Genomic DNA, 25855 nt, shown 5'->3' with positions numbered 1-25855 from the left:
TTTAATTATATTCAGCAATGGCTGAGGCTAGGTGTCCGGTTTTTACATAAAGAGAAGCGCCAGATAAACCAGCTTGAAAATGTGCATGTGTTTTCGGTGGTAAGCGTATCCATGTGCCAGTTTCATAAACTATTTCTTTATCAACTAATTGACCTTGGGTAATCAAAATTTCGATTCCACCCTCAGCTTTTTCAGTAAAAAGTTGCTGCGGCTTGAGTTTTTCTAAATAAGTGTGTTCATAACTTGCATCAACCAATGTGCAAATTAAACGCGAACCTATTTCTTGCCATTGTGCTGGGTCGTTGGTATTGATCCGTAAGGTTTGCGTTTCTGACGTAGGAACTTGCATAAGTTTGACAAAAATCAATGTACCTTCTTCACTCGATGGTTGGTGTCCCGACTGATGGGGACTGCGTAAATACCATCCAGCGGAGTAGTGCAGATTTTGATTTTCAGTAAATACGCCTGAAAGTACGAGGATTTCTTCACCATGATGATGTCGATGTTCAGGGAAGGTTGTATGGGGCGCATATTTCACCAAACTGGTCGCACGAGCTATTTCATCGCCAATACGATCAAGCATGACACGATCAACTTCCCCACGGGGAGATTTCACCCAGCGATAGTCTTCAGGTTTGATAATCACAGCCCGTGAAAAATCGGCATGAATCAACATGAATACTCTCCTCGTAAACTAAATTCTCTTTATTCAATAACAAAATAAATAAAGTGAGTGAGTAAGCCTACTCAAGATATAAAAAATTAATCGTTATGAATAGGTTACAGAGCATTTTAGAAATAAAGATTTATAAGTACAAATGAGATAATCTACTTACCCAATAAAGAAAAACTTTAGCGCTATGAATTCACCAGTTTATTTGAATGCACTTCGTGCTTTTGAAGCCAGTGCACGACACAAAAGTTTTTCTGCTGCAGCAAAAGAGTTAAATGTTACTCCGGCCGCAGTGGGGCAATTGGTACGTACACTCGAAGATTGGTTAGGCTTTCCGTTGTTTCATCGGCAAACTAACGGTAAAAAACGACTGGTCGCTACTGAACTGGCTGAATCGGTTTTACCGGATATTCGGGCGGGTTTTGATAAGCTCACTTTGGCTTTGGAGAAATTAAAACAAGATTCTCTATCAGGTGTTCTTAATATTGCGGTGAGTCCTGCCTTTGCTGAAAAATGGCTATTACCAAGAATTGATCATTTTCAAAAACAATATCCAGATATTGATATTCGTTTAGACATTAACTTGAAAACCGTAGATTTTTTAGAACAAAAAGTCGATGTGGGTGTCAGATATGGTCAAGGACAATGGCAAGGTTTAGAAGCCGTTAAACTTATGGATGAAGAGGTTTATCCCGTATGTTCACCTACATTTTTAAATGAACATTCATCGCTTTTAACGCCGAACGATCTAAAGAATATCACTTTAATTCATGATCTTTCTATGGAAAAACATCAACAGTTTCCGGGGTGGCAATCTTGGCTAAAAAGTGTAGGTTTGAATGACATCAATATTAGCCGTGGTATGCAAATCAACAGTTCATCTGCAGTTTTACAGGCTGCAATGGAAGGACATGGTGTTGCATTAGCGCGTAGTGTTATGGTGCAAAAAGATATACAAACCGGGCGTTTGATACGATTATTTCCTCAAATTCATTTCTCATCGCCCTTTTCTTATTATTTGGTGTACCGACCACAATACGCAAATTTGCCTAAAGTCAAAATCTGTCTAAATTGGTTTTTTGAAGAAATTCATCGAATATAAAATTAATCATTAACTTGAAGTTAATAACTAACGAAGTAGGTTGATTGATCGAAAGTCCATAAAGCGTTTTTATAGATTCAGAACAAAACTGCGATCTATAGGTAAGTACATGGAAGGATCAGTTCAGAATAAAGAACGATTATGGACAAAGCGGCGTCATGCCAAACAACTAAAACTAGAGATGGCAAACCAATATACCGATGGTGTGGTGATTCCAACTCAAGACATTATTAAAGTTTTGGAAACCTTAATTACACCGGGTGACAAAGTTGTACTAGAAGGGAATAACCAAAAGCAGGCTGATTTTTTATCGCGCTCTTTGGCTCAAACCAATCCAGATATTTTGCATGATTTGCATATGATCATGCCAAGCGTAGGGCGTTCAGAACATCTTGATCTGTTTGAAAAAGGCATTGCGCGTAAGCTCGATTTTTCTTTTGCTGGCCCACAAAGTTTGCGTATTAGCCAGTTAATTGAAGATGGTTTACTAGAGATTGGTGCGATTCATACCTATATCGAACTATATTCACGTTTGGTAGTCGACCTCATACCAAATGTGGTGCTCTCAGCGGGTTTTATGGCAGACCGTCAAGGCAATATCTATACAGGTCCAAGTACCGAAGATTCTCCAGCGCTTATTGAACCCGCGGCTTTTAGTGACGGTATCGTGATTGTTCAGGTGAATGAGCTGGTTGATGACGTTTCAGATTTACCACGTGTCGATATTCCTGCTTCTTGGGTTGATTATGTGGTGGTCGCAGATCAGCCATTTTATATCGAACCGTTATTTACTCGAGACCCGAAGCATATCAAGCCAGTGCATGTGCTCATGGCCATGATGGCAATTCGCGGAATTTATGAAAAGCATAATGTGCAATCGTTAAACCATGGTATTGGTTTTAACACTGCGGCAATTGAATTGATTTTACCGACCTATGGTGAATCTTTAGGTTTAAAAGGAAAAATCTGCCGAAACTGGACTCTGAATCCACATCCAACCTTAATTCCAGCGATTGAAACAGGTTGGGTTGAAAGCGTGCATTGTTTTGGTACCGAACTCGGTATGGAAAAATATGTTGCAGCTCGTCCCGACGTGTTCTTTACAGGTCGTGATGGCGCTTTACGTTCCAACCGTATGATGTGTCAGCTTGCAGGTCAGTACGCCGTTGACTTGTTTATTGGCGCAACTTTGCAAGTTGATGGCATGGGCCATTCTTCGACTGTCACCAAAGGTCGTTTAGCTGGTTTCGGTGGTGCACCAAACATGGGGCATGATCCGCGTGGTCGTCGTCACGATACGCCAGCATGGCTAGATATGCGTTTACAAGGTGCCAGTGAAACTGAAACCTATTTGGCACGTGGTAAAAAACTCGTTGTTCAAATGGTGGAAACCTTCCAAGAGGGTGGCAAGCCAACTTTTGTAGATCGTCTTGATGCGATTGATGTTGCTAAAACGGCAGGCTTACCTTTAGCGCCGATCATGATTTATGGCGATGATGTCACCCATTTACTGACCGAAGAAGGCATTGCTTATCTATATAAAGCAAGCAGCCAAGAAGAGCGCCAAGCTATGATTGCTGCGGTGGCAGGCGTGACCAGTATTGGTTTAACTCAAGACCCTAAAACAACAGCACGTTTAAGAAGCGAAGGCTTGGTGGTATTCCCTGAAGATTTAGGTATTCGCCGCACCGATGCCACACGTGAACTTTTAGCGGCGAAAAATATTGCCGACTTGGTGACATGGTCAGATGGCTTATATCAACCACCTGCAAAATTCAGGAGTTGGTAATGATGGCACAAGTTCAATATCAAACGCTCAGCGATAGTCAGCTTTTAGCAGATATGGCAGTCAAAGCGTTAATTGATGAAGTTAATCTGACACCGAAACCAGCTTTGGTCGATCGCCGTGGCAGTGGTGCGCATGATGACCTGACTTTGGAGTTAATGGAGCGCTCTGCGAAAAGTTTAGGGCCTATGTTTGATGCGATGGCGCAAGCTGCAAAGCATCATGGAAAAGTCTGTTTAGCTTTGCGTGAAGACATTGGAGAAATCGGTCGCCAAGGTGAAAAGACCATGATGTGGGCAACAGATGGTGTCAACACACACCGCGGTGCAATTTGGGCCTTGGGTTTAATGGTTACCGCAGCAGCATTAGCGCGCAGTAATCAGCAATATTTATCGGCTGTTGAGCTATGCCAGTTAGCAGGCCAGATTGCTCAGCTTGAAGATCGCTTTATTCCAAAGCAGGCTTTGAGTCATGGTCAGCAAGTACAAAAGAAATTAGGCATCTTAGGTGCCAAAGAACAGGCACAACAAGGCTTTCCAACTATTGTGAATTCTGGGTTAAAGCAACTTTATCAAAGTCGTAGTAAACCCATGAAAGAAGAGTTTGCTCGCTTAGATGCCTTACTTGCGATGATGACTGATTTGACCGATACCTGTGTGCTTTATCGCTCGGGAACATCTGGCTTAAAGTGTATGCAACAAGGTGCACAGCAAGTACTTGATTTGGGCGGCAGCTCAAGCTTGGAAGGTCGACGTGCTTTGCATCTTTTAGAGATTGATTTGCTTCGGATGAAAGCTTCCGCTGGTGGTGTCGCAGATTTATTGGCAGCCACATTGTTTATAGATCGTGTTGAGCAGTCATCTGCGAAAAATAAAAAGGAATTCTGATTATGGAAACACTTCATTTTGAATTTGTGGCCACAGAGCCACCTGTAAAAAAAGCACTAGTAGGATGTGTAGGTTCTGGCGATTTAGAAATTTTGATGGAACCTGGTGAAACTGGAAAAGCTTCTATTCAAGTGGTGACTTCGGTAGATGGCAGTGCAGCACGTTGGCACAATCTTTTTGAACGGATTTTTACTGCGCAAATACCGCCAGCGGTCAATATTGATATTCATGATTTTGGTGCAACTCCCGGTGTTGTTCGCTTACGTCTGGAACAAGCATTGGAGGAGATTGCTCATGACTGATATTCAGAGTTTGTTAAATAAACAAGATTTTATTGAGCTGAGTGCGAGAGAGCGTGCTAAAGCATTATTAGATGAAGGGACTTTTCGAGAGTTACTCGACCCATTCGCACGCGTCATGTCACCTTGGTTGGTTCAGCAAAATATTGTCCCACAAGCCGATGATGGCGTGGTGGTTGCAAAGGGATCTATTCAAGAACGCCCGGTGGTTTTAATTTCTATTGAAGGCTTATTTCAAGGTGGAAGTTTAGGCGAGGTGGGCGGTGCCAAAATTGCGGGTGCCTTAGAACTTGCGGTTGAAGACAATATGAAAGGCATTCCAACAGCTGCAATTTTATTGTTGGAAACGGGTGGCGTTCGCTTACAAGAAGCAAATCTAGGCTTGGCTGCAATTGCTGAAATTCAAGCTGCAATTGTGAACTTACGTCAGTATCAACCCGTGATTGCCGTGGTTGCAGGCAGTGTAGGGTGCTTCGGCGGTATGTCAATTGCGGCTGGTCTATGTAGCTACATTGTAATGACACAAGAAGGACGTTTAGGTTTAAATGGCCCGCAAGTGATTGAACAAGAAGCTGGTGTTCAAGAATACAACGCTAAAGATCGTCCATTTATATGGAGTATTACTGGTGGTAATCAGCGTTTCGCTAGTGGTTTGGCAGATGCTTATGTTGACGATGATCGCCAGAAAATTTGTCAGCAAGTCATCGATTATTTAACTCAAGGCGTACCTCATCAGCATCGTAGTTCAAATTACACATTCTATTTAGAAAAGCTGCAACAAGTTGATACTGCTGAGCAGATTACCCCAGCACAAGTTCAAGCTTGGTATCAAGGAGAGCAAGCATGAATATCGCCGTTGATACATTAAAAGCATCTATTCGTGGTGCACATTGGTTTAAAGCACTCACGCAAGGCTTTAAGACAGTTGAAGGTTTTCCAGCTTCGGTTTGGGTGTCTGATGGTCAGATTGACCAGCAAGCGGTACGTGTGATTGCCGTTGTTCAAGACAGCAATAATCTGTTCCCTCGGGCAAAACAAGGTGAAGTTGGACTCTTGGAAGGCTGGAATTTAGCAAAAGCAGTCGATGAGGTGATTCAAGCCGATGCACAGGCTGAAACTAAACGCGCTATTTTATGTTTAGTTGATGTTCCAAGTCAGGCCTATGGGCGCCGCGAAGAATTATTAGGTATTCATCAAGCTTTAGCGGGTGCAGTAGATAGCTATGCTAGAGCCAGATTGGCAGGCCATCCTATTGTCAGTTTATTGCTTGGTAAGTCGATGTCTGGTGCTTTCTTGGCGCATGGATACCAAGCCAATCGTATTATTGCCTTAAACGATTCAGGTGTTATGGTGCATGCAATGGGTAAGGAATCTGCTGCACGCGTTACCTTACGATCGGTTGATGAGTTAGAGCAATTGGCATCAAGCATTCCTCCAATGGCCTATGACATTGAAAGTTATGCCACGCTTGGTTTGTTATCTGAACTGTTATCTGTTGAAAACCCTGAACAACCGACAACCGATGATCTTCTGTTAGCGAAGCAGGCAATTGCTCAAGCATTTAAAGACATTAATGCTGAGCAATCGAGAGGACTGGAACAAAGACTTCACGGCCAAAACCGTCAAATGTCTAAAAAAGTCCGTGAATTATTGCGTGAGCAATGGTCATGAAACTTAAGCTCGAAGCCCATGATTTACTGTGGGGCATGACGGTCGATTGCTTGGCTGATGATGCTCCGCATTGGGTGAGAGAGGTATTGCAACGAGGTGATCCTGTTGTAGTTCGACGGGGAATTACTCCTGTAGATCAGGTGGCTGTGGGGGTAAGAGGGCAATTTCGTCATCAACGATATGCAGCTCAAATGCCACGATCAGCGATTAGCAAACAGCTTAAGCCAGAAGCGCTGACTCGCGTAGATATGCAACAGTTTGAGCACTTAGCAGAACGTTTACAGAGCATTTCCAGCATTATGAAAAACTTTTCAGGATGTTGGGGATATACGGGAAGTTTCGGCTTTGAACTAGCAACGGGCATTAAAACAGTAAATCAGCAAAGTGACATAGATTTGTTGATTCGAGCTGAACAGCCTTTTGCCAAAAAGCAGGCAGTTGAGCTACTCGAAAATTTTCAGCAAGCAGGGCTGAATGTGGATATACAGCTACAACTTCCACAAGGTGGTTTGGCGTTAAAAGAATGGGCTGGGAATAGCGGAAAAGTTCTATTGAAACGTCCTGATGGTGCTGTTTTAGTAGAAAACCCATGGAATTAGGGAATAGATATCATGGCTTCAATTTGGGTATATCCGGGTCAAGGTGTGCAACGAAGCAATATGTTGCATGACCTACCACAAACCGCTCTGGTCAAAGAATACCTTGAGCGTGCATCGGATGCACTCAAAGAAGATGTCTTGATGTTAGATAGTCCGGCTGAATTGCAATCGACACGTGCAGTACAGCTTTGTTTACTGATTTCAGGTGTGGTGAGTTCAGCTTTATTAACAGCGGAAAACTTAACACCTGATTATGTAGCGGGTCTATCAATTGGCGCATGGTCGGCTGCGGTTGTAGCAGGAGTTTTAGCCTTTGAGGATGCCGTTCGTTTGGTTGCCTATCGAGGTGAACTCATGCAAAACGCCTATCCAACTGGCTATGGTATGACTGCTCTGATTGGTACAGATCGTGCAGCAGTTGAAGCATGGGTCAAACAGATTTATGAAATAACGCCAGATGTTTTTGTCGCGAATATTAATGCACATAACCAGATCGTTATTTCAGGAGGCTTTGAAGCCATGAACCAAGTTGCTGTTTTGGCAAAGCAACAAGGCGTAGTGGCAAAAAAATTAGATGTATCGGTGCCATCGCACTGTGAATTATTAAGTCAGCAAGCAAAGCAACTTGCAGCGTCTATGGAGGGAGTGACTTTAAAGCAGCCTAAAATACGTTATTTAAGTGGTACAACGGCTCGTACGCTTGGCAGGCCAGAACAGATTGGTGATGATTTGGCTTTTAATATGAGTCGAACTGTAGATTGGGAAAGTACTATCCAAGCTGCATGGGAGCGAGGTGTGAGGTTACAGATCGAAGCTTTACCGGGAACGGTACTTACTACACTTGCACGTCGAACGTTTAAAGAAGGAACTGTATTGTCATTTCAGGGAACACGTTTAGACAGCATTCAATTAGCAATGCAAAACGAAAATAATGCTTCTTTGTAATTACAATACAAATTAAAAATTGAGTAATAATCCAAGGATATGAGGGATTTACAATGATTATTTATGGAACAGCAATATTAGCGATCTGCCATTTATTAGGCGACTATCTTGGTAACACCTTAGGCATGCTATTAGGTGTTAAAGCAAATGTCGGTGGCGTTGCTATTTCAATGATTCTGTTAATCTTATCTAAAGAATTATTGGCAAAAAAAGGTTACTTACCTCAAGTCACACAATTTGGCGTCTTGTATTGGTCAGGTATGTATATTCCGATCGTAGTTGCGATGTCAGCAGGTCAAAATGTCGTTGCAGCATTATCGGGTGGCATGTTAGGGCTGATTGTCTCTATTGCATCGTTAATTGGTACGGTTTTAGTCATCCGTTATTTAAATAGAATTAGTGGTGACTATGAAACTTATGAATGGACAATAGAAACCAAAGAAAAAATAGCCTAAGCAAACATAAACTACAAAAAGTTCAATCAAAAAGGATTTAAATGATGGACGCTATAATTGCTGTGTTATCAAAAAATGCATTAGTTACTGCTCTTGCCGTAACGGGTTTAATGATGTTCGTTTCCCATCTACTCTCAAAATATTTGACGAAGGGAAAACTGCAAAGTTCTGCAATCGCGATTACTTTAGGTTTGGTTGTTGCTTACTTTGCAGGAGTTTATACGCAAGGAACCAAAGGTGTTTCGGACATCGCTATTTTTTCTGGTTTTGCGTTGTTGGGCGGAGCCATGATTCGTGATTTGGCTATCGCTTCAACTGCATTTGAAGTTGATGTGAAAGAAGTGAAGAAAGCAGGCAAAATTGGTCTAATTGCATTAATGCTTGGTTGTGTTGTGCCTTTTGCAATTGGGGTTTTGGTTGCATGGAGCATGGGCTATCGAGATCCAATTTCGATGACAACGATCGGTGCAGGGGCAATGACTTATATTGTTGGCCCGATTACAGGAACCGCAATTGGTGCGAGCTCTGATGTGATCGCACTTTCTATTGCAATTGGTTTAATCAAGTCAGTTTTCTTTATGGTAGGGACGCCACTGCTTGCGAAATTTATGTATCTAAAAAGTCCACGCTCTGCCATGGTATTTGGCGGTTTAGCAGGAACAACCAGTGGCACTGCAGCAGGCCTAGCTGGCACTGATGTTCGATTGGTACCTTATGGAGCATTGGTTGCAACCTTCTATACAGGACTTGGCTGTTTACTTGGACCTTCTTTATTTTTCTTAACGGTTAATGCAATTTTTGGATAAATTTTTGAAAATCGCACAACGGCAACTCATTATTCTTTAATAGGTTGCCGATATTTATCTTTTAAAATTAGTGGCGAACATTCGACATTCAGCAATCAGAGCAAGTAAGTTAGGGTCGCGTTCTTTACTTTTTAAAAAGACCAGTCCAATTTCTTGTTGCATGTGATATTGCTGTTTTAGCGGAATAAGTTTTACTGAACTTTCATAAACAGCAGAAATACGACCGGGTAGTAGAGCAAAACCGACGCCTGAACTGACCATACTAATTAAGGTGAAAATATCATTCACCTGTAAAGCAACTTTAGGCGAAAAGCCTGCTTTTTTAAAAATAATATCGCTGTCGTTATGAGTTGCAAAACCCTTAGTTAAAGTTAAAAAAGTTTCTTCTTTTAAAAGGCTTAAATCAATATCTTTAAAATCGGCATATTTTGAATCTTTATTGACGGCCAAAAAAATGTCATCTGAAAACATCGGCAAAATTTCAAAGTCATCATCTTGAGTGGTTTCATTTAAAGCCACGATAATGGCATCCAGCTCAGTTGCTTTAAGCTTTTTCACCAAATCCTGATTCGAACTCAGCAACAGTTGAATATCAAGCTCACTGCGTCTGAGTTTAAGGCCGCTAATCACATTTGGAATCGTATTTACCGTCAAAGAATAAAGAGAACCTAAATGTAAAACCTTGGCTGCAAAGCCTGCGGCTTCTCTGGTTTTATTTACGGTAATAAAAATGTCTTGTACGATTTTTTGTGCCCGTTCTTCAAAGACATAAGCACTTTTTAAAGGAATGAGGTTACGGCCTTCATTTTTAAAAAGAGGGCAACGTAAAGCACTTTCTAAAGAATGTAAGGCTTTATGAACACTGACATTACTCAACTGCATTTCTGTGGCTGTTTTAGATAAATTTCCACAGCGCATAAAAGCTAAAAAAATCTGTATTTTTTTCAGGGTGAATTCTTCATCAATTTCCATATTAAGCCTTTGAACCTGTTTCCCTTAAAACTATAGATTTGAGCTATAAAGTTACCACAAAATAAAGGCCATAAAATTGTGCTTAGGTCGAAGTATATCTTTAGAGACTTGCTTCAACTCTTTGTTGAATAGTTTTAATCACTTGATCTAATGCACTTTGAATTTTAGTGTTCCATTCAAAAGAACAGTTAATTCTCAAATAATGCTGTTGTGCGGGTAAAACACTAAACAAAGGGCTTGGCGCAACGCCAATGTCTTGCTGAATCAATTCTTCATAAACTTGCATACTGTCTAGCGTACTAGGAAGTTTGACCCATAGAAAATAGCCACTTGGGTAGTAATACACTTCACAAGAACTAGGTAAATGTTGTTTCAAATAATGGTAAAACTGCTTTTTATAACGTTCAAGTGAAAGTCTAAGTGTACGCAAGTGCTTTTCATAATGATGATGAGACAAAAACTCAACCAATGCATTTTGAATGAGTGCATTGACTGAAATGGTACTCATGAGTTGCAAGTGTTGAATATGGTCCGAAAATTTACCCGCATAAACCCAACCGACCCGAAAACCTGCACCTAATGTTTTAGAAAAAGACGAGCAGTGTAGCACCAGATTTTGTTGGTCAAAATACTTCATCGAAAGTGGTTTTTGCCCACCATAATAAAGCTCTTCATACACATCATCTTCAATCAAATAAATTTGGTGTTCATGAAGTAGTTTGGCAATTTTATATTTAATGTCATCACTAACTGTAAAACCAATCGGGTTATGGGCGTTGAGCATGAGCCAGCACACCTTGATTGGATATGTTTGAATGACCTGTTCAAAAGCCTCTAAGTCAAAACCGTGTTGTGGATGCTCAGGAATGGTAATCACTTTAAGTCCTAAACGCTCGGCGGCTTGCCAAGCCCCATAAAACACAGTTTGCTGTAATAAAATATAATCGCCGGGTTGAGCGACAGCTTGTAGCGAAAGGTTCAGTGCATCTAAACCTCCAGATGTAATGACAATGTCATCTGGGTCGGTCTGTATGCCTTGCATACAGTAGCGCTGAGCAATCAGTTTTCTTAAGTTTAAATTACCAGGAGGCAAACTGGTTGTCTGGTCATAACTTTGTCTTTGGCGCGCAAGTTGCCCCATAATTTGAATAAGTTTGGGTGCTGTTAAAAGCTGACTGTCTGGAAAAGCTGAACCAAAAGGTACGACAGATTCATGTTGAATTGACTTAAGATATTTAAAAACTAATGAATTAATTTCAATTTTAGAGTTTAGTGAAACAACTGAATATTGCTCTAAAGGTTTAAGTGCAATTTGCTCGGCAACGAAGTAGCCAGATTTTTCTTTTGAATAGATCAGACCTTGTGATTCAAGCTCCTGATAAGCATTCATGACAGTCATTAAACTAAAACCAGAACGTTGTACCTGATCTCTCAATGACGGCAATTTTTCATGTGCATTTAAAGTGCCGCTCTCAATGAGTTGGCGAATGCTATGAGCGAGTTGTTCTGATTTATACATGTATGAGCTGCACGAAATAACAAAATGAAAGAAGCACTTAATCAATAATAAATGCCGTTTGCAGAATCTACAAACGGCATTTGTTTAGAACAATAGATTTACTTTAAGTAAGGGGCTGCATAAATCAAGATAACTTTAAACAATCCCGCAATCACAGCTAAGGCTAAAAAACCACCGATCCATAGCAGAATAAACCATTGGGTTTGATTGAGTTTAACGGATGACTTTTTCATAAAACCCTCCATACTTAATGATAGCCTTCATCACCTACACGAACTTTGTCACGGAATACCCAATAAGAGACAATGGTGTAAGCAATAATGATTGGAATCAAAATAAGTGCACCGACCAAAGCAAACATCTGGCTTGAATGCGGTGCTGCAGCCTGCCAAATGGTGACTGATGGCGGAATAATATATGGCCATAAACTAATCACAAAACCAGTAAATGCAAGGAAAACGAGCGCCAATGTATATGCAAATGGTTTGAGGTCATGATCCTGCTTTTTACATGCTGATAAAATCAGGCCAACAAATAATAAGACCAAAATAGGTACAGGGCTAAAATAGAACAGATTTGGTAAAGAGAACCAGCGATCTGCAATTTCAGGATGAGTCAACGGCGTATATAAACTCACGCCACCAAAAATAATGAGCAGCGCGATAATCAGCTTTGGCATAAGCTCATACATACGTTGCTGCAAACCTTTTTCGGTTTTTAAGATCAGCCATCCACAGCCTAAAGTGGCATACATGGCAACTACGCCAATACCTGTAAAGATGGTAAACGGGGAAAGCCAATCCAGAGACCCACCAGCAAAAATACCATTTTCGGTTTTAATCCCTTGGATATAAGCACCTAAAATAATCCCTTGTAGGAAACTGGTTAAAACTGAACCCCAAATAAAGGCTAAGTCCCACAGATGCTTAGTACGGTGAGCTTTAAAACGGAATTCAAACGCAACACCGCGGAAAATCAGGGCAATGACCATGAAAATAATAGGTAAGTAGAGTGCTGATAAAACTGTCGAATAAACCAGCGGAAATGCTGCATATAGACCAGCACCACCGAGAACCATCCACGTTTCGTTACCATCCCAGACAGGAGCCACAGTATTCATCATGACGTCACGTTCTTGGCTGTTCTTAATGAAAGGGAACATAATTCCGATTCCTAAGTCAAAACCATCCATGACCACATAAATTAAAACACCTAAACCAATAATACCGACCCATATTAAAGAAAGATCAATCATGATGTTTCTCCCCAGATTTTTGATTATCGTCAATGTTTTCATCGACAGCACTGAGTGGACGCATTGGTGTTTTAAAGTGTCCAACGCCACCAGATTCAATAGTTGGTGTATCGATAAATACAGGGCCTTTATTAATGAGCTTTAAGGTGTAGTAAATACCGCTACCAAAAACGATGGTGTATACCACCACAAAAATAAAGAGACTCAGACCCACCTGATCTGCAGAAACTATATGTGAAAGCCCATCTTTGGTTCGCATAATGCCGTATACAACCCACGGTTGACGGCCGACCTCAGTGGTGATCCAGCCAGCCAGCATTGCCACATAACCCGCAGGCCCCATCACTACAGCGAATTTATGGAACCATGAAGTTTCATAGAGTTTTCCACGCTTACGTAACCAAAGCGCAATGAGTGACAGGGTGACCATAAGTACACCAAGCCCCACCATCACACGGAAGCTCCAGAAAATAATGGTTGAGTTTGGACGATCCTCAGGCGCGAACTCTTTTAAACCAGTCACTTGACCATCTAAACTGTGCGTTAAAATTAAACTACCCAAATATGGAACGCCCACTTCAAAGTGGTTACGCTCTTCTTTCATATCTGGAATGGCAAATAACAATAATGGCATAGGGTCATTGTGATTGGTTTCCCAGTGTCCTTCCATTGCCGCAAGTTTGGCTGGTTGATGTTCACGGGTGTTTAAACCATGGTTATCGCCAATTACTACTTGTAAACATGAAGTCACAAGCACCATCCAGAGACCCATCGAGAACGATTTTTTTACCAATTCATCACGACGGCCTTTTACTAAATGCCATGCAGATGTTCCGACGACCAATAAAGATGAAACCAAGAAGGCAGCCGCACCCATGTGGGCAAAGCGGTAAGGGAAGGATGGATTAAAGACAATGGCAAACCAGTCTTTTGGCACAATAATGCCATTTTCGATGGCAAAGCCTTGAGGTGTCTGCATCCAGCTATTAGAAGATAGAATCCAGAACATGGAAATACATGTTCCGATGGCAACCATAAGTGTTGCAAAGAAATGGGCTCGAGGACCAACACGTCCCCAACCAAATAACATAATGCCCAAGAAACCTGCTTCTAAGAAGAAGGCACTTAAGACCTCATAGGTAAGTAAAGGACCAGTAATACTGCCGGCAACACGTGAAAATTCACTCCAGTTGGTACCGAACTGGTAACTCATCACCACGCCCGAGACCACACCCATACCGAAGGCAACGGCAAAGATCTTAATCCAGTATTTAAATAGATCTTTATAAATTGGGTTTTGGGTTCTTAACCATTTCCACTCTAGCACTGCTAAAAAGCAGGCAAGACCGATGGAAGTGGCCGGAAAAATAATATGGAAGGATACTGTAAAAGCAAATTGTATTCGCGCTAATTCTAGAGCGGTTAGACCGAGGCTCATAAACTTTCCCCCTGTGAACTAGCTGATGATGGTTAAATGAGTTAAATACTTATTTTCAGGCAACAAAGTATTCTGACGATTAAACTTGCTTCTGTGATAAATGTTCTTAGCAAGTAAAATGCCAACAGGGTTAAGCAATATAATTGCTTGATATTTCAAGAGAATAGACTGATTGATTGTTCTCAATCTGTTAACAAAGTTTATGCTTGATGTTGCATTTGTAAAAATGCATGTTGCATTGAAACATTGATGAAATATCTGGCGATATGCAATAGATCGTCTCATGAAAACTACCTACCTTAAGAAGTTTCCTTAATCATGCACTTACTATTTTTGTATATGTAGATACAGAAATTTTTTATAAAACTATAACAGTCTGGAGCAGTCATGAGGTGTGCTATAGTTTTTTTTCAATTATCTGTAGCTATGTATCCATTCTTCAAAAGTTCAAAATAAATGAACAAGATTTACGAATGGCCAAAATCACTCTCCAAAATACAGCGAATGCGACTTTGGGTAATAAGCGCAGAATAGTTTCTTCTCTTTTATTCCTTTGTTGTTTTGCGTGAGGTCTGGTTGTTACGTAGGTTATTAAAGACCTGATTTAAGTGTAGCTCTTCTAAAATAGCTTGGATGTTAAAAAATGTTTATTACTTCTCAACTCAATGTCCTGCATAAAATTATTAAAAATCAGCCTATTCCTGTATCTATATTGGCTCAATTAGAGCAAACCTACGTTAATTTTGAAGCCACTTTATTAAGAGCGAAAGTACTCAGAGACTTTTCTAAATCTGAAACAGTATATTTAATTCAATCTCATATTGAGGCACAGCAAAGCAGTGTGGCCTATCTATTTTCACCATTTATTTTTGCTAACTTAAACAAGGCCGCTATTTATACAACGCCTGCAACTGCGCCTGTGCTTTCTATTCTTAATAAATATTACCAAGCTGAGAAGAAAGTACTCTTTAAGGTAGATGACGTTTTAGAAAGTCTAAAAATTTATATAGATTTGGAACTTGCAGAGCTTAATGAAGTCGAATTTATTTATCTAAGCTTAATCAAGGCACTATGCCGAAGTGATCTCTCTACAGTTTTTTTAATAACACATTTAGAAATTGATTTAGAGGCTCTAAATCAACTTGAACAGTTTTTAAAAATAAAAATTTATTGGATTAAAACCACAAAAGATGATGACTTAAAAAACCTAAATGGCTTAGAAATGCGGAAATTATTATTCAAAAATAAAGATGAGACTTATATCAAATTATGCGCGAAATTCGCTCAAATGAACGCAGCGCTGGTTGGTTTATGCGACACCTTTACTGCTGGTCAAATGACACATTTAATTGATGATATGTTTTATTCAGAGCATATTTTTGAAAAATTATCTGTCTATTCAGAATATATACAAACCTTATTGCAAAGCCAGCAGAGCGTTCGGCAAAAAGAGGCGTCTTAGTCTTTGAGATACGAGCTTTTTATCTTTGTGTTTGGGTTCTTATATAAAGAATGAATACAGTTATAAAAAAATAATCGTTTTCATGTGAAATAAATATTTTATGGTAAAAGCAAAGCAATATTGGTTTTACTTACATGACAAATTTAAATTTTGAGCATCATCTCGGTTCACTAACGCACGCTGCCCTTAGTCAAGCTTCAATCATTTCTCGCGTGTGGGGAGAAGGGCCTTCAGAACGTTATGATGAATTGGCACAACATTTCAGACCAACTTTTGCCCGTATTAAAGAAGGGGCTTTAATCCGTGAGCAGCAGCATATTTTGCCCTATGAACAACTTCAGTGGCTTAAAGATATTGGTTTTACACGATTAAGACTTCCCAAAGCTTATGGGGGCTTTGATGCAACCATTCCTGAATTATTTGCATTACTCATTGAACTTGCAGAGGCCGATTCAAACTTACCGCAAGCTTTGCGTGTGCATTTTGGTTTCACTGAAGATGTCTTGGTAAGTAAAGACAAAGCGTTTCAACAGCGTTGGCTTAGCCGAATTGCCAATGGGGAAACAGTAGGCAGTGCATGGTCTGAAGGCGGGAAAGAGTCAATCGATCAGTTCGAAACTCATTTGTATCGAGACAGTGAAGGAAAAATTCGCGTTAAAGGTAAAAAATATTACACCACAGGAAGTCTATATGCAGACTGGGTTGACGTTGGTGTAACAGATTTAAAGGGTGAGTCTGGCTCCGTTGTTGTTCGCCGTGAAGATGAAGGTGTCGAAATTGTGGATGACTGGAATGGCTATGGTCAGCAACTCACCGCGAGTGGTACAGCATATTTCAATGATGTATTGGTCGATGAAACTGAAATTTTACCTGACGATGACCGTTTTAAATATTCAGCGGCTTACTATCAATTGGTCCAACTGGCAATCATTACAGGCCTAGGGCGTGCTGCAACCTATGACGTTTCTCAAGCTGTTGCTAAACGTACCCGAAACTACACGCATGCAAATGCCCAATTTGTAAAACAGGATCCACAAATTTTACAAGTAGTAGGCCAAATCCGTGGCGCGGCTTACAGTGCAGGAGCGATTGTTGAAAAAGTTGCACAAAGCTTACAACGTGCTTACTTGGCTGCATTTCAAAATAATGAGCAGCTTGAAGAAGAGCAAAATGCACTTGCCGAGCTTGAAAGTGCACAGTCTCAAACGGTCATTACCGATCTAATTTTAAATGCTTCTACGATTTTATTTGACGCTTTAGGTGCTTCTGCAACAGACAAAGATTTAGGCCTAGATCGATACTGGCGTAATGTACGAACTTTATCTTCACATAACCCGAGAGTATTTAAAAATCGAATTGTCGGTGATTTTAGTGTAAACGGCACATTACCTCCGTATCAATGGCGAATAGGGAATGTTGCTAAACAATAAATTATAGTTTTAGATATTAAGCTGCTATTTTGCGGCTTAATGTTATTTTATTTGTTTAAATTAAATTATAAAAATCTATTAGAATAAAATCATATTTTGTTTGGGGTTTATATTATAAAGAAAACATAAAAATTGCTTTAGTATAAAAATTAAATAAAATGCTGGTTGATATTTTATGACTAAGAAAATTAGTTTTAATGCTTTTGAAATGAATTGTATTGCCCACCAATCTCCTGGATTATGGCGACATCCTCAAGATCGATCTGTTGAATATAAAGATTTAGAATATTGGACAGATTTAGCACAAATTCTTGAGCGTGGTTTTTTTGATGGTATTTTTATTGCAGATGTACTTGGTATTTATGACGTTTATCATCAAAGTGCTGAACATGCCTTAACAGGTGCAGTGCAAGTTCCAGTCAATGATCCGCTACAGATTGTACCAGCGATGGCCGCAGTTACAAAGCATTTGGGCTTTGGTGTCACAACTTCGATTTCCTTTGAACATCCTTATCCTTTTGCTAGACGTATCAGCACGCTAGACCATTTAACCAAAGGGCGAGTGGGTTGGAATATCGTGACGTCTTATTTGGAAAGCGGTTCAAAAAACTTGGGCCTAAAAACTCAGGTTAATCATGACAATCGTTATGATATTGCTGATGAATATTTAGAAGTCCTTTACAAACTTTGGGAAGGTTCTTGGGAAGAAGGTTCGGTCCTGCGTGACCGTGAAAATGGTATCTTTGCTGACCATAAAAAAGTGCATCCAATTCAGCATGAGGGTAAATACTTTACTGTACCGGGCATCCATATTTGTGAGCCATCACCGCAGCGAACACCAGTACTTTACCAAGCAGGCGCGTCTTCACGCGGACAGAAGTTTGCTAGTCAAAATGCCGAGTGTGTATTTATTGCAGCGCCGTCTAAAATCGCCACTAAAAAAGTGGTACAGGGCATTCGCCAAAAATTGGCTCAAGAAGACCGCGACCCGTACTCAGTTAAAATTTATGCGCTTTTGTCGATTGTCACTGATGAAACCGATGCAAAAGCACAGGCTAAGTTTAAAGAATATCAAAGCTATGGAAGCTATGATGGGGCTTTAACATTATTGTCAGGCTGGTCGGGTGTGGATTTTTCACAATATCAACCGACCGATAAAGTTGAATATATTCAAACCAACGCGATTCAATCTTTATTAGATTCTTATGTAAATGCAGATCCGGAACGAGTCTGGACCATTGAAGAAATTGCAAACTGGAACAGCTTAGGTGGTAATGGACCTGTACTTGTAGGTTCGGCAGAAACCGTTTCGGATGCTCTACAGCAATGGGTTGAAGATACCGATGTCGATGGTTTTAACCTTGCCTATATTTTGGCGCATCAAACCTTTGCCGATGTAGTTGAGTTTATTGTGCCAGAGTTGCAAAAACGTGGGGTATATCAAACCTCATATGCACAAGGAACATTAAGAGAAAAACTATTTGGTGCTGGGCCATATTTGCCTGAAAATCACCGAGGTGCAAAATATCGTAATCTAAAAGAGTTAAAACTTGCTGAGGCGAGTTAAATATTTTGGAAAGTCTTTAAATAAATAGCTGGTTAAATGCCAGCTTTTATTTTGTCTTTTTATATCGATTTTATTGCTGAGTTAATAATGAAAAGATAATTCTATAATTTAGATTAAAACATCAGATTAATTTGTTTTTGTATGGTGTGAATAATCATTATTTTGTTTCTGTGATTAAAATACAGGAATTATTAAGTGAGCACACAAGAACTCGATCATAACCACCGTTATGAAATTAAATCTCCCGATGATGTTTCACAATTAATTTCCAAATTTGCAGGGAAGGGTAAATCGAATAAAGTTATTTGGTTGGCACTGATTGGAGTATTTATTGATGCCTATGATCTAACAACGCTCTCTTTCGGTATTGAGCAAGTCATCTCAGAGTTTTCTTTAAGCCCTGTCATGACTGGTGTGGTGGCTTCAGCAATTGTCTGCGGAACCATTGTGGGTAACCTGATTGGTGGTTGGCTGACAGATAAAATCGGCCGTTATCGGGTCTTCATGGCGGACATGGTGCTGTTTGTTATTGCTGCAATTGTCGCGGGCTTTGCACCAAATGTTTGGGTTTTGATTTTAGCAAGATTCATTATGGGAATTAGTGTTGGTATTGATTTGCCTGTCGCAATGTCATACTTATCTGAGTTTTCCAAATTTAACGGTAGTAGCAACAAGGCAGCGCGTTTAGCCGCATGGTGCCCAATGTGGTATGCCGCTTCTTCGGTGTGTTTTGGCCTAGTTCTGGCGCTTTATTTTCTTTTACCCCTTGAGCATAGCAATTGGTTATGGCGAGCATCTTTAATTTTCGGAGCAGTGCCAGCATTACTCATTATTTTTATTCGCGGTAAATATTTGACTGAGTCACCAATCTGGCTTGCAAACCAAGGCGATTTAAAAGGTGCAGCTCAAGTTCTACAAGAATCCTATGCAATTCATGCAGTCGCTACAGTTGAAAAAGTAGAAAGAACTGCTGAAAAGAAAAAGCGCGAGGGTTTTGCAGTTTTATTTAATAAAACCTATTTGCCAAGAACTATTGTGGCCATTGTGATTCATATTTCGGTGGCATTTCAGTACACGACCATTGCCTTCTTTTTACCTTCTATTTTAACGCGGTTTTTTCATACTGATGTCTTGACGACCATTACCACCACACTTGGGCTTAATTTATTATTTGCATTTACGGGCGGGCTGTTAGGTGTATTTGTTGCTAGCAGATTTAAATCTCGTCATGTGTTGATTACAGGCTTTTTACTCCAGTTTATAGCCCTCATTGCCTTAGCATTAATTGGTGAACCTGGTAATAGCTTTTTACTCTATAACGCAATTGGCATGCTCGGTTTGTGGCTTTTTGCCGAAGGCTTTGGGCCTGGGGCACAAATGATGGTTTATCCAACTATGGCTTATCCAGCTTCGATTCGTGGTGTTGGGGTTGGCTTTAACCGTGCAGTAACGGGTGTTGCTCAAGCCATTGCTTTGTTTGTTTTACCGATCTGGATGGTGGGATATAAAACCGATGTTTACCTGATTATTTCTATCTTTGCGTTTATTCCTTTAATTGTGATTGGACTACTGATTAAGTTTGAGCCTACCGCCCAAGATGTTGATGTTATTGATGAAGATAAAACAGAACTTCCTCTCAATAATTCACCAGTAATCGACTAGAGTAAAAATAAATATCTAGATAAAAATAAAGGCCAACAGATGTTGGCCTTTATTTTTAGAATTAGAAGTAATAAGCAAAAATCACAAATGCTTTTTTATTCCATTTATCATTGCTTCCACCAGCCGCAAGGCCTTCACTGTCTCCTAGATATGGATCGTGTTTACCCATCAGCAACTCGGCTTGTACTGTCAATTTTTGATAGTTAAACGCAATGCCGGGAATAAAACGGGTGGAGTCTTTAAAGCCATCTTGCTCTTTTCTATAAGAACTATAGTTTAAATACGGGCGAACAGAGGTAATTGGGCCAAACTGCTGAGGAAATAAATAGCTGAGTTCGGCTGAATAAATCTGACCTTTGGTTGCAGAGTTAAATGAATAATCGAAACCGCCCAAAGTCAGGTGATCTTTATATTCAGTGTCGGCATTATCAATGTCTTGATAACCAGCCAAAAGCTGTAAATTCCATTGGTTGTAATTGGTATTGCTAAAAACTGAATAAACTTGGCGATCGCCATCTTGTCCTGAACGTTTGTTTTCAATGGTGGAATACCATGCGGAGGCGCCAAGTTGGGTAGATAAATTTTCTTGTCCTAAGACATTTTTAAAGGTATGAGCACCGCGAACAACAATGGAGTTCTTTTCTTTGGTATTAGTGCCTTGCGGTACAGAGTCATCTGCATTGACAGGGTTGATACTAAATCGACTCGAGTCTTTGCTTTTACCTCTATAAGTGCCACCATCGGTAGGATAAAAGGCGAGTTGTGCTTCATTGGTTCCATCATTGAAATCATATTTTACGCCAAGATTATGTACATCTTCCCAACCTGCACTATTGGCAATGCCTAAATAATAAGTATTTCCCCAAAAGCGACCCAAGCCAAAAGGAACGGGGTTTAAGCCAGCAATAATTTTACTGTTTTCATTAATTTTATAACCCAACCATGCATCGGTGAGCCAATAGGCATCGCCTAAACGTCCATAATATTCATAAACCCGATAATCTAGGCGACCAATCCATTTCGGGGAGTTGTAGTCCAGCCATAAGACCGCGTCATTAAAAGAGAATTTACTTGTAGTGGGATCTGAGTCAAAATCATAAACATATTTAGCTCGAACAGTACCGCTTACTTTAAGTTGACCTTCTTCAGCATTGCCAAAGGTAAGGGCTGCATGACTTGAGAGGCTGAATGTAAGCAAAGACGTTGTAATTAATGTTTTTGTCAAAATTTGAGAATGTTTAAACAAAAGAATTTTTCTCCTCTTAAAAATAAAAATTAAATTTGCCTCATGTATAAACCAGAAAAAGATTTGTCCAAATCTTAATATTTGCAGAAGATTTAAGATAAAAAGATAATAAAATCTGTACTTTATATAAAAGAATGAAAATTAATGAGATGCAAAACTCTGGGTGCGATAAGCAAAAATAAAAATGTTGAAATGAGTAGGATAAAATACTTAGAAGATGTGTGTCAGCCTTTTCACATCTTATCTTTTGTGAATATCGTTTTTAATTATTGATATATAAGTATTTTAATTTTACCGCTAATCTATATGATTGCTTAAAATTTGCTTTTTACCAAAAGATAAAAACTTATAAGTAAAAGTTATTTATAAAAATTAGATAAGCAACTCATATTTTTTTATTTTTCATTATAAAGCCGGCTGAATACCATGAGCTTATATTATTGAAAGATCATGAAATTATGAGCACGAAGACCAAACCGTTGATTATCACGGCAATTGTAGTAGTCGCAATTGTTGCATTTATCGTATGGCAAAATAAAAAAGACAATAATACAAGTGCTTCAGTTCGTGACAACAAACCTGTTGTGATTGCTTATCAAACTGGGGTTGACCCAAGCAAAGTGGCGCAGGCGAATGGGGAATATGAAAAACATAGTCAACGAACCATTCAATGGAAAAAATTTGATGCGGGTTCAGATGTTGTAAACGCACTTGCTTCAGGTGATGTCGTACTTGGCAATATTGGTTCAAGCCCACTTGCTGCTGCGGCAAGCCGTGATTTACCGATTGAAGTATTCTTAATTACATCAAAACTTGGCGCATCTGAAGCATTAGTAATAAGTAATAAATCAGGCATTAAAACTCCTCAAGATTTAATTGGCAAAACCATTGCTGTACCGTTTGTTTCAACAACCCATTACAGCCTTTTGTCTGCACTGAAACATTGGAACATTCCAGAAGACAAAGTAAAAATTATTAACTTGCGTCCACCTGAAATTTCAGCTGCTTGGGAACGTGGTGATATTGATGCAGCATATGTGTGGGAACCTGCTTTAAGTAAAGCCAAAGCATCTGGTACGGTTTTAACCGACTCAAAACAAGTCGGTGAATGGGGTGCTCCAACTTATGACTTATGGGTTGTACGTAAAGATTTTGCAGAGAAAAACCCTGATTTCTTAAAAGCTTTTGTTAAAACTACGCTTGAGCAGCTTGAAAAATATAATCAAGATCCAGCCGCTTACGTTAAAGATGCCGATAACGTGCAAAAAATTGCGCAGCTCACAGGTTCTGATCCAAAAGATATCCCACTTTTATTAAGTGGAAACATCTACCTTGACCATGCTCAGCAAAAACAAACATTAGATGGTGAATTTGCGCAAAATATTTTTGATACAGCGAAATTCTTAAAAGGTCAGGGCAAGGTCGATCAACTTAAAGCCGATTATAAAGGCAATGTGAATTCTTCATTTTTGCAGCCTTAAGGAGTTGTCATGAGTGTACTAGAAGCCAAACATATTCATCTGACTTTTCCTAAACAGCAAAAGCCAGTTTTACAAGACATTAACCTAACGATTGAAGAAGGTTCTTTAACCGTGATTTTGGGCGAGTCAGGTTGTGGCAAAACAACTTTGCTTAATATCTTGGCAGGGTTTCAAAAGCCGAGTTCAGGTGATGTGCTTGTAAATCATGAAATGGTAAATGGACCCGATGTAACCCGCGCTGTCGTGTTTCAGGATCACGCCTTACTTCCTTGGTTGAATGTTGCAGATAATGTTGGCTTCGCTTTGCAGTTAAAGGGTTTAAAGCGTGCAGAGATTGAAGCGCAAGTGAGTGCAATTTTAAAAATTGTGGGTTTAAGCCACGTTGAAAAAGCCAATATCTGGGAACTTTCCGGTGGTATGAAACAACGTGTTGGTATTGCCAGAGCTTTGATCAGCCACGCGCCGTTTATTTTATTAGATGAACCTTTTGCTGCATTGGATGCTTTTACTCGTGAAAACATGCAGCAGTTAGTGCTCGATTTATGGATTCAACAAAATAAAAGCTTCTTTTTGATTACTCATGATATTGAAGAAGCGTTATTGCTCAGCAATCAGTTAGTTCTGATGACGGCGCATCCAGGCAAAATTGTAGAAACTCTATATCTCGATTTTGCTAATCGATATCGTCAAGGCGAATCTATTCGTTCGATTAAATCGGACCCTCAATTTATTCAGCTCAGAGAGCAGTTATTTGAAAGTTTAAGAGCACAAAAACAAAGCGGTAAGGAGGCGTTACCTACATGAACACTAAAGATAACGTCTACGAATATGACAAAGCAGAGCTTAAACCTGAGTTAAATGTGCAAACAGAAAATGCTTCATTTCTATCGTCATTTTTTGAGAAGCATCGAACTTTGGCGGTCAGCATAATCAGTGTGGGAAGTGTAGTTGCACTCTGGTTCCTCATTACTGCTTTGCATGTTGTACCTGAACTGTTTTTACCGAGTCCACAGGCAGTCTGGCAAAAATTTATATCGGTTAGCCAAGAAGGCTTTATGAAAGCAACTTTGTGGCAACACTTGGCAGCCAGTATCTCACGTGTATTTTTAGCTTTGATTGCTGCCGTAGTGATTGGTGTTCCGCTGGGCTTGTGGATGGGGTTGAACAAATGGGTTCGTGCTGTTCTAGATCCTTTGGTTGAATTATTACGCCCAATTCCACCGTTAGCTTATTTGCCGTTACTTGTAATTTGGTTTGGTATTGGCGAAACGACAAAAGTACTTTTGATTTTCTTCTCGATTTTGGCGCCTGTCATTATTAGTAGTGCGCATGGCGTGTTAAGCCATCAACTTAATCGTGAACGTGCGGCATTGTCGCTAGGGGCAAGTCAGTCACAAGTCTTTTGGCATGTCATTTTACCAACCGCCTTACCTCATATTATTACCGGTATTCGTATTGGTCTTGGGGTGGGCTGGTCAACATTAGTTGCAGCAGAGTTGGTTGCAGCGGACCGTGGTATTGGTTTTATGGTGCAATCGGCAGCACAGTTCTTAATTACCGATACGGTGATTCTGGGCATTATTGTGATTGCGATTGTCGCAGTTAGTTTTGAGCTGTTTTTACGGTGGTTACAAAAACAGTTTTCTCCTTGGTATGGTCAGCAGTTGTAGTAAAGAAGATGAATACAGTAGTAGCAAACTTAAATATAGAAGTGATCAAGCCTACCATTGGCGCAATTATTCACAATATTGATTTGAATGCGTTAAATGAACAGACAACGCAACAAATCCAGCAGGCTTTGCTTGATCATCAGGTCATTTTTTTTCGAAAGCAACAATTAGCGCCACAAGCGCAAGCAGACTTGGCCCGTAGTTTTGGCACCTTACATGTGCACCCGATTTATCCTTCAATTGAAGATGTACCGGAGGTGATGGTGCTCGACAGTTGGAAACAAGATTTGCGTGACAATGAACTTTGGCACACAGACGTGACTTTTAGTAAAACTCCACCTTTAGGTTGTGTGTTGCAAGCTATTAAAATTCCAACTGTAGGTGGTGACACGTTGTGGTCGAGCAACACAGCAGCTTTTAAAGGGCTTCCGCTTGAGTTGCAGCAAAAATTGCGTGGCTTAACTGCAACGCACGATATACGTAAGTCTTTTCCGCTTGAACGTTTTGCCCATAATGAAGAAGAACGTGAAAAGCTTTTGCAAACATTTAAGCGTAACCCACCAGTGGTTCACCCAGTGGTGCGTACCCATCCGGTTACAGGTGAGCCTTTGTTATTTGTAAGTGAGGGCTTTACCACTCGCATTAATGAGTTACCTGAACAAGAAAGTGAGCAATTACTTGATTTCTTGTTTGAACATGCGACCCAAGAGCAATTTCATTTGCGTTGGAAGTGGCAAGATGGTGATATCGCGATTTGGGATAACCGTTGCACACAACATAAAGCATTATTTGATTATGGTGATGCTCATCGCATCATGCACCGTGCAACTATTAATGGCGATGTGCCATTTTATAAAAATGAACAACAGCCAGAGTTAGCCGAAGTTTAATTCTTTGGTTTTCAGCCGTTTCAATTCCAACGCAGCGTTT

Annotated in this window: 25 protein-coding genes; 18 read left to right on the top strand and 7 right to left on the bottom strand. The window is 40.0% G+C overall.

Annotated features, from left to right (window positions below; genetic code table 11):
* Window position 1: 1 nt before the first annotated feature.
* Window positions 2-676 (bottom strand): cupin domain-containing protein, encoded by a 675-nt coding sequence (locus KTI79_RS09800; RefSeq protein WP_032053672.1) that lies wholly within the window; start codon window positions 674-676, stop codon window positions 2-4.
* A 184-nt stretch (window positions 677-860) separates the two neighbouring features.
* On the opposite strand from KTI79_RS09800, the gene gcvA reads away from it, so the two are divergent.
* From gcvA to madM, 10 genes are all read left to right on the top strand, one after another.
* Window positions 861-1775, top strand: a complete 915-nt coding sequence (gcvA, locus tag KTI79_RS09795) for a transcriptional regulator GcvA (protein WP_086376097.1) — start codon at window positions 861-863, stop codon at window positions 1773-1775.
* 109 nt (window positions 1776-1884) lie between these two features.
* Window positions 1885-3564, top strand: coding sequence for a malonate decarboxylase subunit alpha (mdcA, locus tag KTI79_RS09790; protein ID WP_032053674.1), 1680 nt, complete (start codon window positions 1885-1887; stop codon window positions 3562-3564).
* A complete protein-coding gene (locus KTI79_RS09785) occupies window positions 3564-4448 on the top strand; it encodes a triphosphoribosyl-dephospho-CoA synthase (RefSeq protein ID WP_032053675.1) in 885 nt (294 codons plus the stop codon). Before mdcA ends, KTI79_RS09785 begins: the two co-directional genes overlap by 1 nt.
* Before the next feature lie 2 nt (window positions 4449-4450).
* Window positions 4451-4750 (top strand): malonate decarboxylase subunit delta, encoded by a 300-nt coding sequence (locus KTI79_RS09780; RefSeq protein ID WP_000448956.1) that lies wholly within the window; start codon window positions 4451-4453, stop codon window positions 4748-4750.
* Window positions 4743-5594: a biotin-independent malonate decarboxylase subunit beta gene (locus KTI79_RS09775; protein ID WP_086376096.1), complete on the top strand. Its 852-nt coding sequence runs from the start codon at window positions 4743-4745 to the stop codon at window positions 5592-5594. The genes KTI79_RS09780 and KTI79_RS09775 overlap by 8 nt, the downstream gene beginning before the upstream one ends.
* On the top strand, window positions 5591-6418 hold the full coding sequence (gene mdcE, locus KTI79_RS09770) for a biotin-independent malonate decarboxylase subunit gamma (RefSeq protein ID WP_032053678.1): 828 nt from the start codon (window positions 5591-5593) through the stop codon (window positions 6416-6418). The genes KTI79_RS09775 and mdcE overlap by 4 nt, the downstream gene beginning before the upstream one ends.
* Window positions 6409-7017, top strand: coding sequence for a malonate decarboxylase holo-ACP synthase (locus tag KTI79_RS09765; RefSeq protein ID WP_079284150.1), 609 nt, complete (start codon window positions 6409-6411; stop codon window positions 7015-7017). Before mdcE ends, KTI79_RS09765 begins: the two co-directional genes overlap by 10 nt.
* Window positions 7018-7029: 12 nt before the next feature.
* On the top strand, window positions 7030-7962 hold the full coding sequence (mdcH, locus tag KTI79_RS09760) for a malonate decarboxylase subunit epsilon (RefSeq protein WP_032053680.1): 933 nt from the start codon (window positions 7030-7032) through the stop codon (window positions 7960-7962).
* Between the two features lie 53 nt (window positions 7963-8015).
* Window positions 8016-8417, top strand: a complete 402-nt coding sequence (gene madL, locus KTI79_RS09755; protein ID WP_005069782.1) for a malonate transporter subunit MadL — start codon at window positions 8016-8018, stop codon at window positions 8415-8417.
* Window positions 8418-8461: 44 nt separating this feature from the next.
* Window positions 8462-9223 (top strand): malonate transporter subunit MadM, encoded by a 762-nt coding sequence (gene madM / locus KTI79_RS09750; RefSeq protein ID WP_032053681.1) that lies wholly within the window; start codon window positions 8462-8464, stop codon window positions 9221-9223.
* Window positions 9224-9277: 54 nt separating this feature from the next.
* Here madM and KTI79_RS09745 read toward each other — a convergent pair whose 3' ends face one another.
* The 5 genes from KTI79_RS09745 to KTI79_RS09725 form a co-directional block, all read right to left on the bottom strand.
* Entirely contained in the window at window positions 9278-10195 is a 918-nt protein-coding gene (locus KTI79_RS09745) for a LysR family transcriptional regulator (protein WP_032053683.1), read from the bottom strand.
* A 100-nt stretch (window positions 10196-10295) separates the two neighbouring features.
* On the bottom strand, window positions 10296-11714 hold the full coding sequence (locus tag KTI79_RS09740; protein ID WP_032053684.1) for a PLP-dependent aminotransferase family protein: 1419 nt from the start codon (window positions 11712-11714) through the stop codon (window positions 10296-10298).
* 98 nt (window positions 11715-11812) lie between these two features.
* Window positions 11813-11947: a hypothetical protein gene (locus KTI79_RS09735; RefSeq protein ID WP_005076466.1), complete on the bottom strand. Its 135-nt coding sequence runs from the start codon at window positions 11945-11947 to the stop codon at window positions 11813-11815.
* A 14-nt stretch (window positions 11948-11961) separates the two neighbouring features.
* Window positions 11962-12969, bottom strand: a complete 1008-nt coding sequence (gene cydB / locus KTI79_RS09730) for a cytochrome d ubiquinol oxidase subunit II (protein ID WP_032053685.1) — start codon at window positions 12967-12969, stop codon at window positions 11962-11964.
* On the bottom strand, window positions 12962-14407 hold the full coding sequence (locus tag KTI79_RS09725; protein WP_032053686.1) for a cytochrome ubiquinol oxidase subunit I: 1446 nt from the start codon (window positions 14405-14407) through the stop codon (window positions 12962-12964). Before KTI79_RS09725 ends, cydB begins: the two co-directional genes overlap by 8 nt.
* 643 nt (window positions 14408-15050) lie before the next feature.
* On the opposite strand from KTI79_RS09725, the gene KTI79_RS09720 reads away from it, so the two are divergent.
* The 4 genes from KTI79_RS09720 (at window position 15051) to KTI79_RS09705 (ending at window position 20528) form a co-directional block, all read left to right on the top strand.
* On the top strand, window positions 15051-15869 hold the full coding sequence (locus KTI79_RS09720) for a hypothetical protein (RefSeq protein WP_032053688.1): 819 nt from the start codon (window positions 15051-15053) through the stop codon (window positions 15867-15869).
* A 134-nt stretch (window positions 15870-16003) separates the two neighbouring features.
* On the top strand, window positions 16004-17299 hold the full coding sequence (locus tag KTI79_RS09715; protein WP_032053689.1) for an acyl-CoA dehydrogenase family protein: 1296 nt from the start codon (window positions 16004-16006) through the stop codon (window positions 17297-17299).
* A gap of 175 nt (window positions 17300-17474) precedes the next feature.
* Complete coding sequence (locus tag KTI79_RS09710) at window positions 17475-18866, top strand: LLM class flavin-dependent oxidoreductase (protein ID WP_032053690.1); 1392 nt, start codon at window positions 17475-17477, stop codon at window positions 18864-18866.
* Between the two features lie 195 nt (window positions 18867-19061).
* Window positions 19062-20528, top strand: coding sequence for an MFS transporter (locus KTI79_RS09705; protein ID WP_086376095.1), 1467 nt, complete (start codon window positions 19062-19064; stop codon window positions 20526-20528).
* Between the two features lie 61 nt (window positions 20529-20589).
* Here KTI79_RS09705 and KTI79_RS09700 read toward each other — a convergent pair whose 3' ends face one another.
* On the bottom strand, window positions 20590-21774 hold the full coding sequence (locus tag KTI79_RS09700; protein ID WP_032053692.1) for a hypothetical protein: 1185 nt from the start codon (window positions 21772-21774) through the stop codon (window positions 20590-20592).
* 440 nt (window positions 21775-22214) lie between these two features.
* On the opposite strand from KTI79_RS09700, the gene tauA reads away from it, so the two are divergent.
* Genes tauA through tauD form a run of 4 tightly spaced genes read left to right on the top strand, consistent with a single transcriptional unit; the run spans window position 22215 to window position 25815 of the window.
* Window positions 22215-23255, top strand: coding sequence for a taurine ABC transporter substrate-binding protein (tauA, locus tag KTI79_RS09695; protein ID WP_079284151.1), 1041 nt, complete (start codon window positions 22215-22217; stop codon window positions 23253-23255).
* A gap of 9 nt (window positions 23256-23264) precedes the next feature.
* Window positions 23265-24059 carry a taurine ABC transporter ATP-binding protein gene (locus tag KTI79_RS09690; RefSeq protein WP_032053694.1) on the top strand — a complete coding sequence of 265 codons (795 nt, stop codon included), beginning with the start codon at window positions 23265-23267 and terminating at the stop codon, window positions 24057-24059.
* The gene (gene tauC / locus KTI79_RS09685; protein WP_001092656.1) at window positions 24056-24925 is read left to right on the top strand and encodes a taurine ABC transporter permease TauC; all 870 of its coding nucleotides are present in this window, start codon (window positions 24056-24058) and stop codon (window positions 24923-24925) included. Before KTI79_RS09690 ends, tauC begins: the two co-directional genes overlap by 4 nt.
* Before the next feature lie 8 nt (window positions 24926-24933).
* Window positions 24934-25815 (top strand): taurine dioxygenase, encoded by an 882-nt coding sequence (tauD, locus tag KTI79_RS09680; protein WP_032053695.1) that lies wholly within the window; start codon window positions 24934-24936, stop codon window positions 25813-25815.
* The last annotated feature ends 40 nt before the right edge of the window (window positions 25816-25855 follow it).

The sequence above is a fragment of the Acinetobacter sp. WU_MDCI_Abxd143 genome, from assembly GCF_025514195.1.
Classification (GTDB): Bacteria; Pseudomonadota; Gammaproteobacteria; order Pseudomonadales; family Moraxellaceae; genus Acinetobacter; species Acinetobacter pittii_H.
The sequence above is the reverse complement of the archived record's forward strand: the minus strand, read 5'-3'. Positions and strand labels throughout refer to the sequence as shown.

Excerpts from the sequence above, each read along its gene's own strand:
- KTI79_RS09780 (WP_000448956.1), top strand. The coding sequence starts at position 4,451 with ATGGAAACACTTCATTTTGAATTTGTGGCCACAGAGCCACCTGTAAAA.
- KTI79_RS09715 (WP_032053689.1), top strand. The coding sequence starts at position 16,004 with ATGACAAATTTAAATTTTGAGCATCATCTCGGTTCACTAACGCACGCT.
- KTI79_RS09740 (WP_032053684.1), bottom strand. The coding sequence starts at position 11,714 with ATGTATAAATCAGAACAACTCGCTCATAGCATTCGCCAACTCATTGAG.
- madM (WP_032053681.1), top strand. The coding sequence starts at position 8,462 with ATGGACGCTATAATTGCTGTGTTATCAAAAAATGCATTAGTTACTGCT.
- mdcE (WP_032053678.1), top strand. The coding sequence starts at position 5,591 with ATGAATATCGCCGTTGATACATTAAAAGCATCTATTCGTGGTGCACAT.
- KTI79_RS09735 (WP_005076466.1), bottom strand. The coding sequence starts at position 11,947 with ATGAAAAAGTCATCCGTTAAACTCAATCAAACCCAATGGTTTATTCTG.
- cydB (WP_032053685.1), bottom strand. The coding sequence starts at position 12,969 with ATGATTGATCTTTCTTTAATATGGGTCGGTATTATTGGTTTAGGTGTT.
- KTI79_RS09690 (WP_032053694.1), top strand. The coding sequence starts at position 23,265 with ATGAGTGTACTAGAAGCCAAACATATTCATCTGACTTTTCCTAAACAG.
- tauD (WP_032053695.1), top strand. The coding sequence starts at position 24,934 with ATGAATACAGTAGTAGCAAACTTAAATATAGAAGTGATCAAGCCTACC.
- mdcH (WP_032053680.1), top strand. The coding sequence starts at position 7,030 with ATGGCTTCAATTTGGGTATATCCGGGTCAAGGTGTGCAACGAAGCAAT.
- KTI79_RS09710 (WP_032053690.1), top strand. The coding sequence starts at position 17,475 with ATGACTAAGAAAATTAGTTTTAATGCTTTTGAAATGAATTGTATTGCC.
- madL (WP_005069782.1), top strand. The coding sequence starts at position 8,016 with ATGATTATTTATGGAACAGCAATATTAGCGATCTGCCATTTATTAGGC.
- KTI79_RS09775 (WP_086376096.1), top strand. The coding sequence starts at position 4,743 with ATGACTGATATTCAGAGTTTGTTAAATAAACAAGATTTTATTGAGCTG.
- mdcA (WP_032053674.1), top strand. The coding sequence starts at position 1,885 with ATGGAAGGATCAGTTCAGAATAAAGAACGATTATGGACAAAGCGGCGT.
- KTI79_RS09785 (WP_032053675.1), top strand. The coding sequence starts at position 3,564 with ATGATGGCACAAGTTCAATATCAAACGCTCAGCGATAGTCAGCTTTTA.
- KTI79_RS09765 (WP_079284150.1), top strand. The coding sequence starts at position 6,409 with ATGGTCATGAAACTTAAGCTCGAAGCCCATGATTTACTGTGGGGCATG.
- KTI79_RS09800 (WP_032053672.1), bottom strand. The coding sequence starts at position 676 with ATGTTGATTCATGCCGATTTTTCACGGGCTGTGATTATCAAACCTGAA.
- gcvA (WP_086376097.1), top strand. The coding sequence starts at position 861 with ATGAATTCACCAGTTTATTTGAATGCACTTCGTGCTTTTGAAGCCAGT.
- KTI79_RS09725 (WP_032053686.1), bottom strand. The coding sequence starts at position 14,407 with ATGAGCCTCGGTCTAACCGCTCTAGAATTAGCGCGAATACAATTTGCT.
- KTI79_RS09745 (WP_032053683.1), bottom strand. The coding sequence starts at position 10,195 with ATGGAAATTGATGAAGAATTCACCCTGAAAAAAATACAGATTTTTTTA.
- tauC (WP_001092656.1), top strand. The coding sequence starts at position 24,056 with ATGAACACTAAAGATAACGTCTACGAATATGACAAAGCAGAGCTTAAA.
- KTI79_RS09720 (WP_032053688.1), top strand. The coding sequence starts at position 15,051 with ATGTTTATTACTTCTCAACTCAATGTCCTGCATAAAATTATTAAAAAT.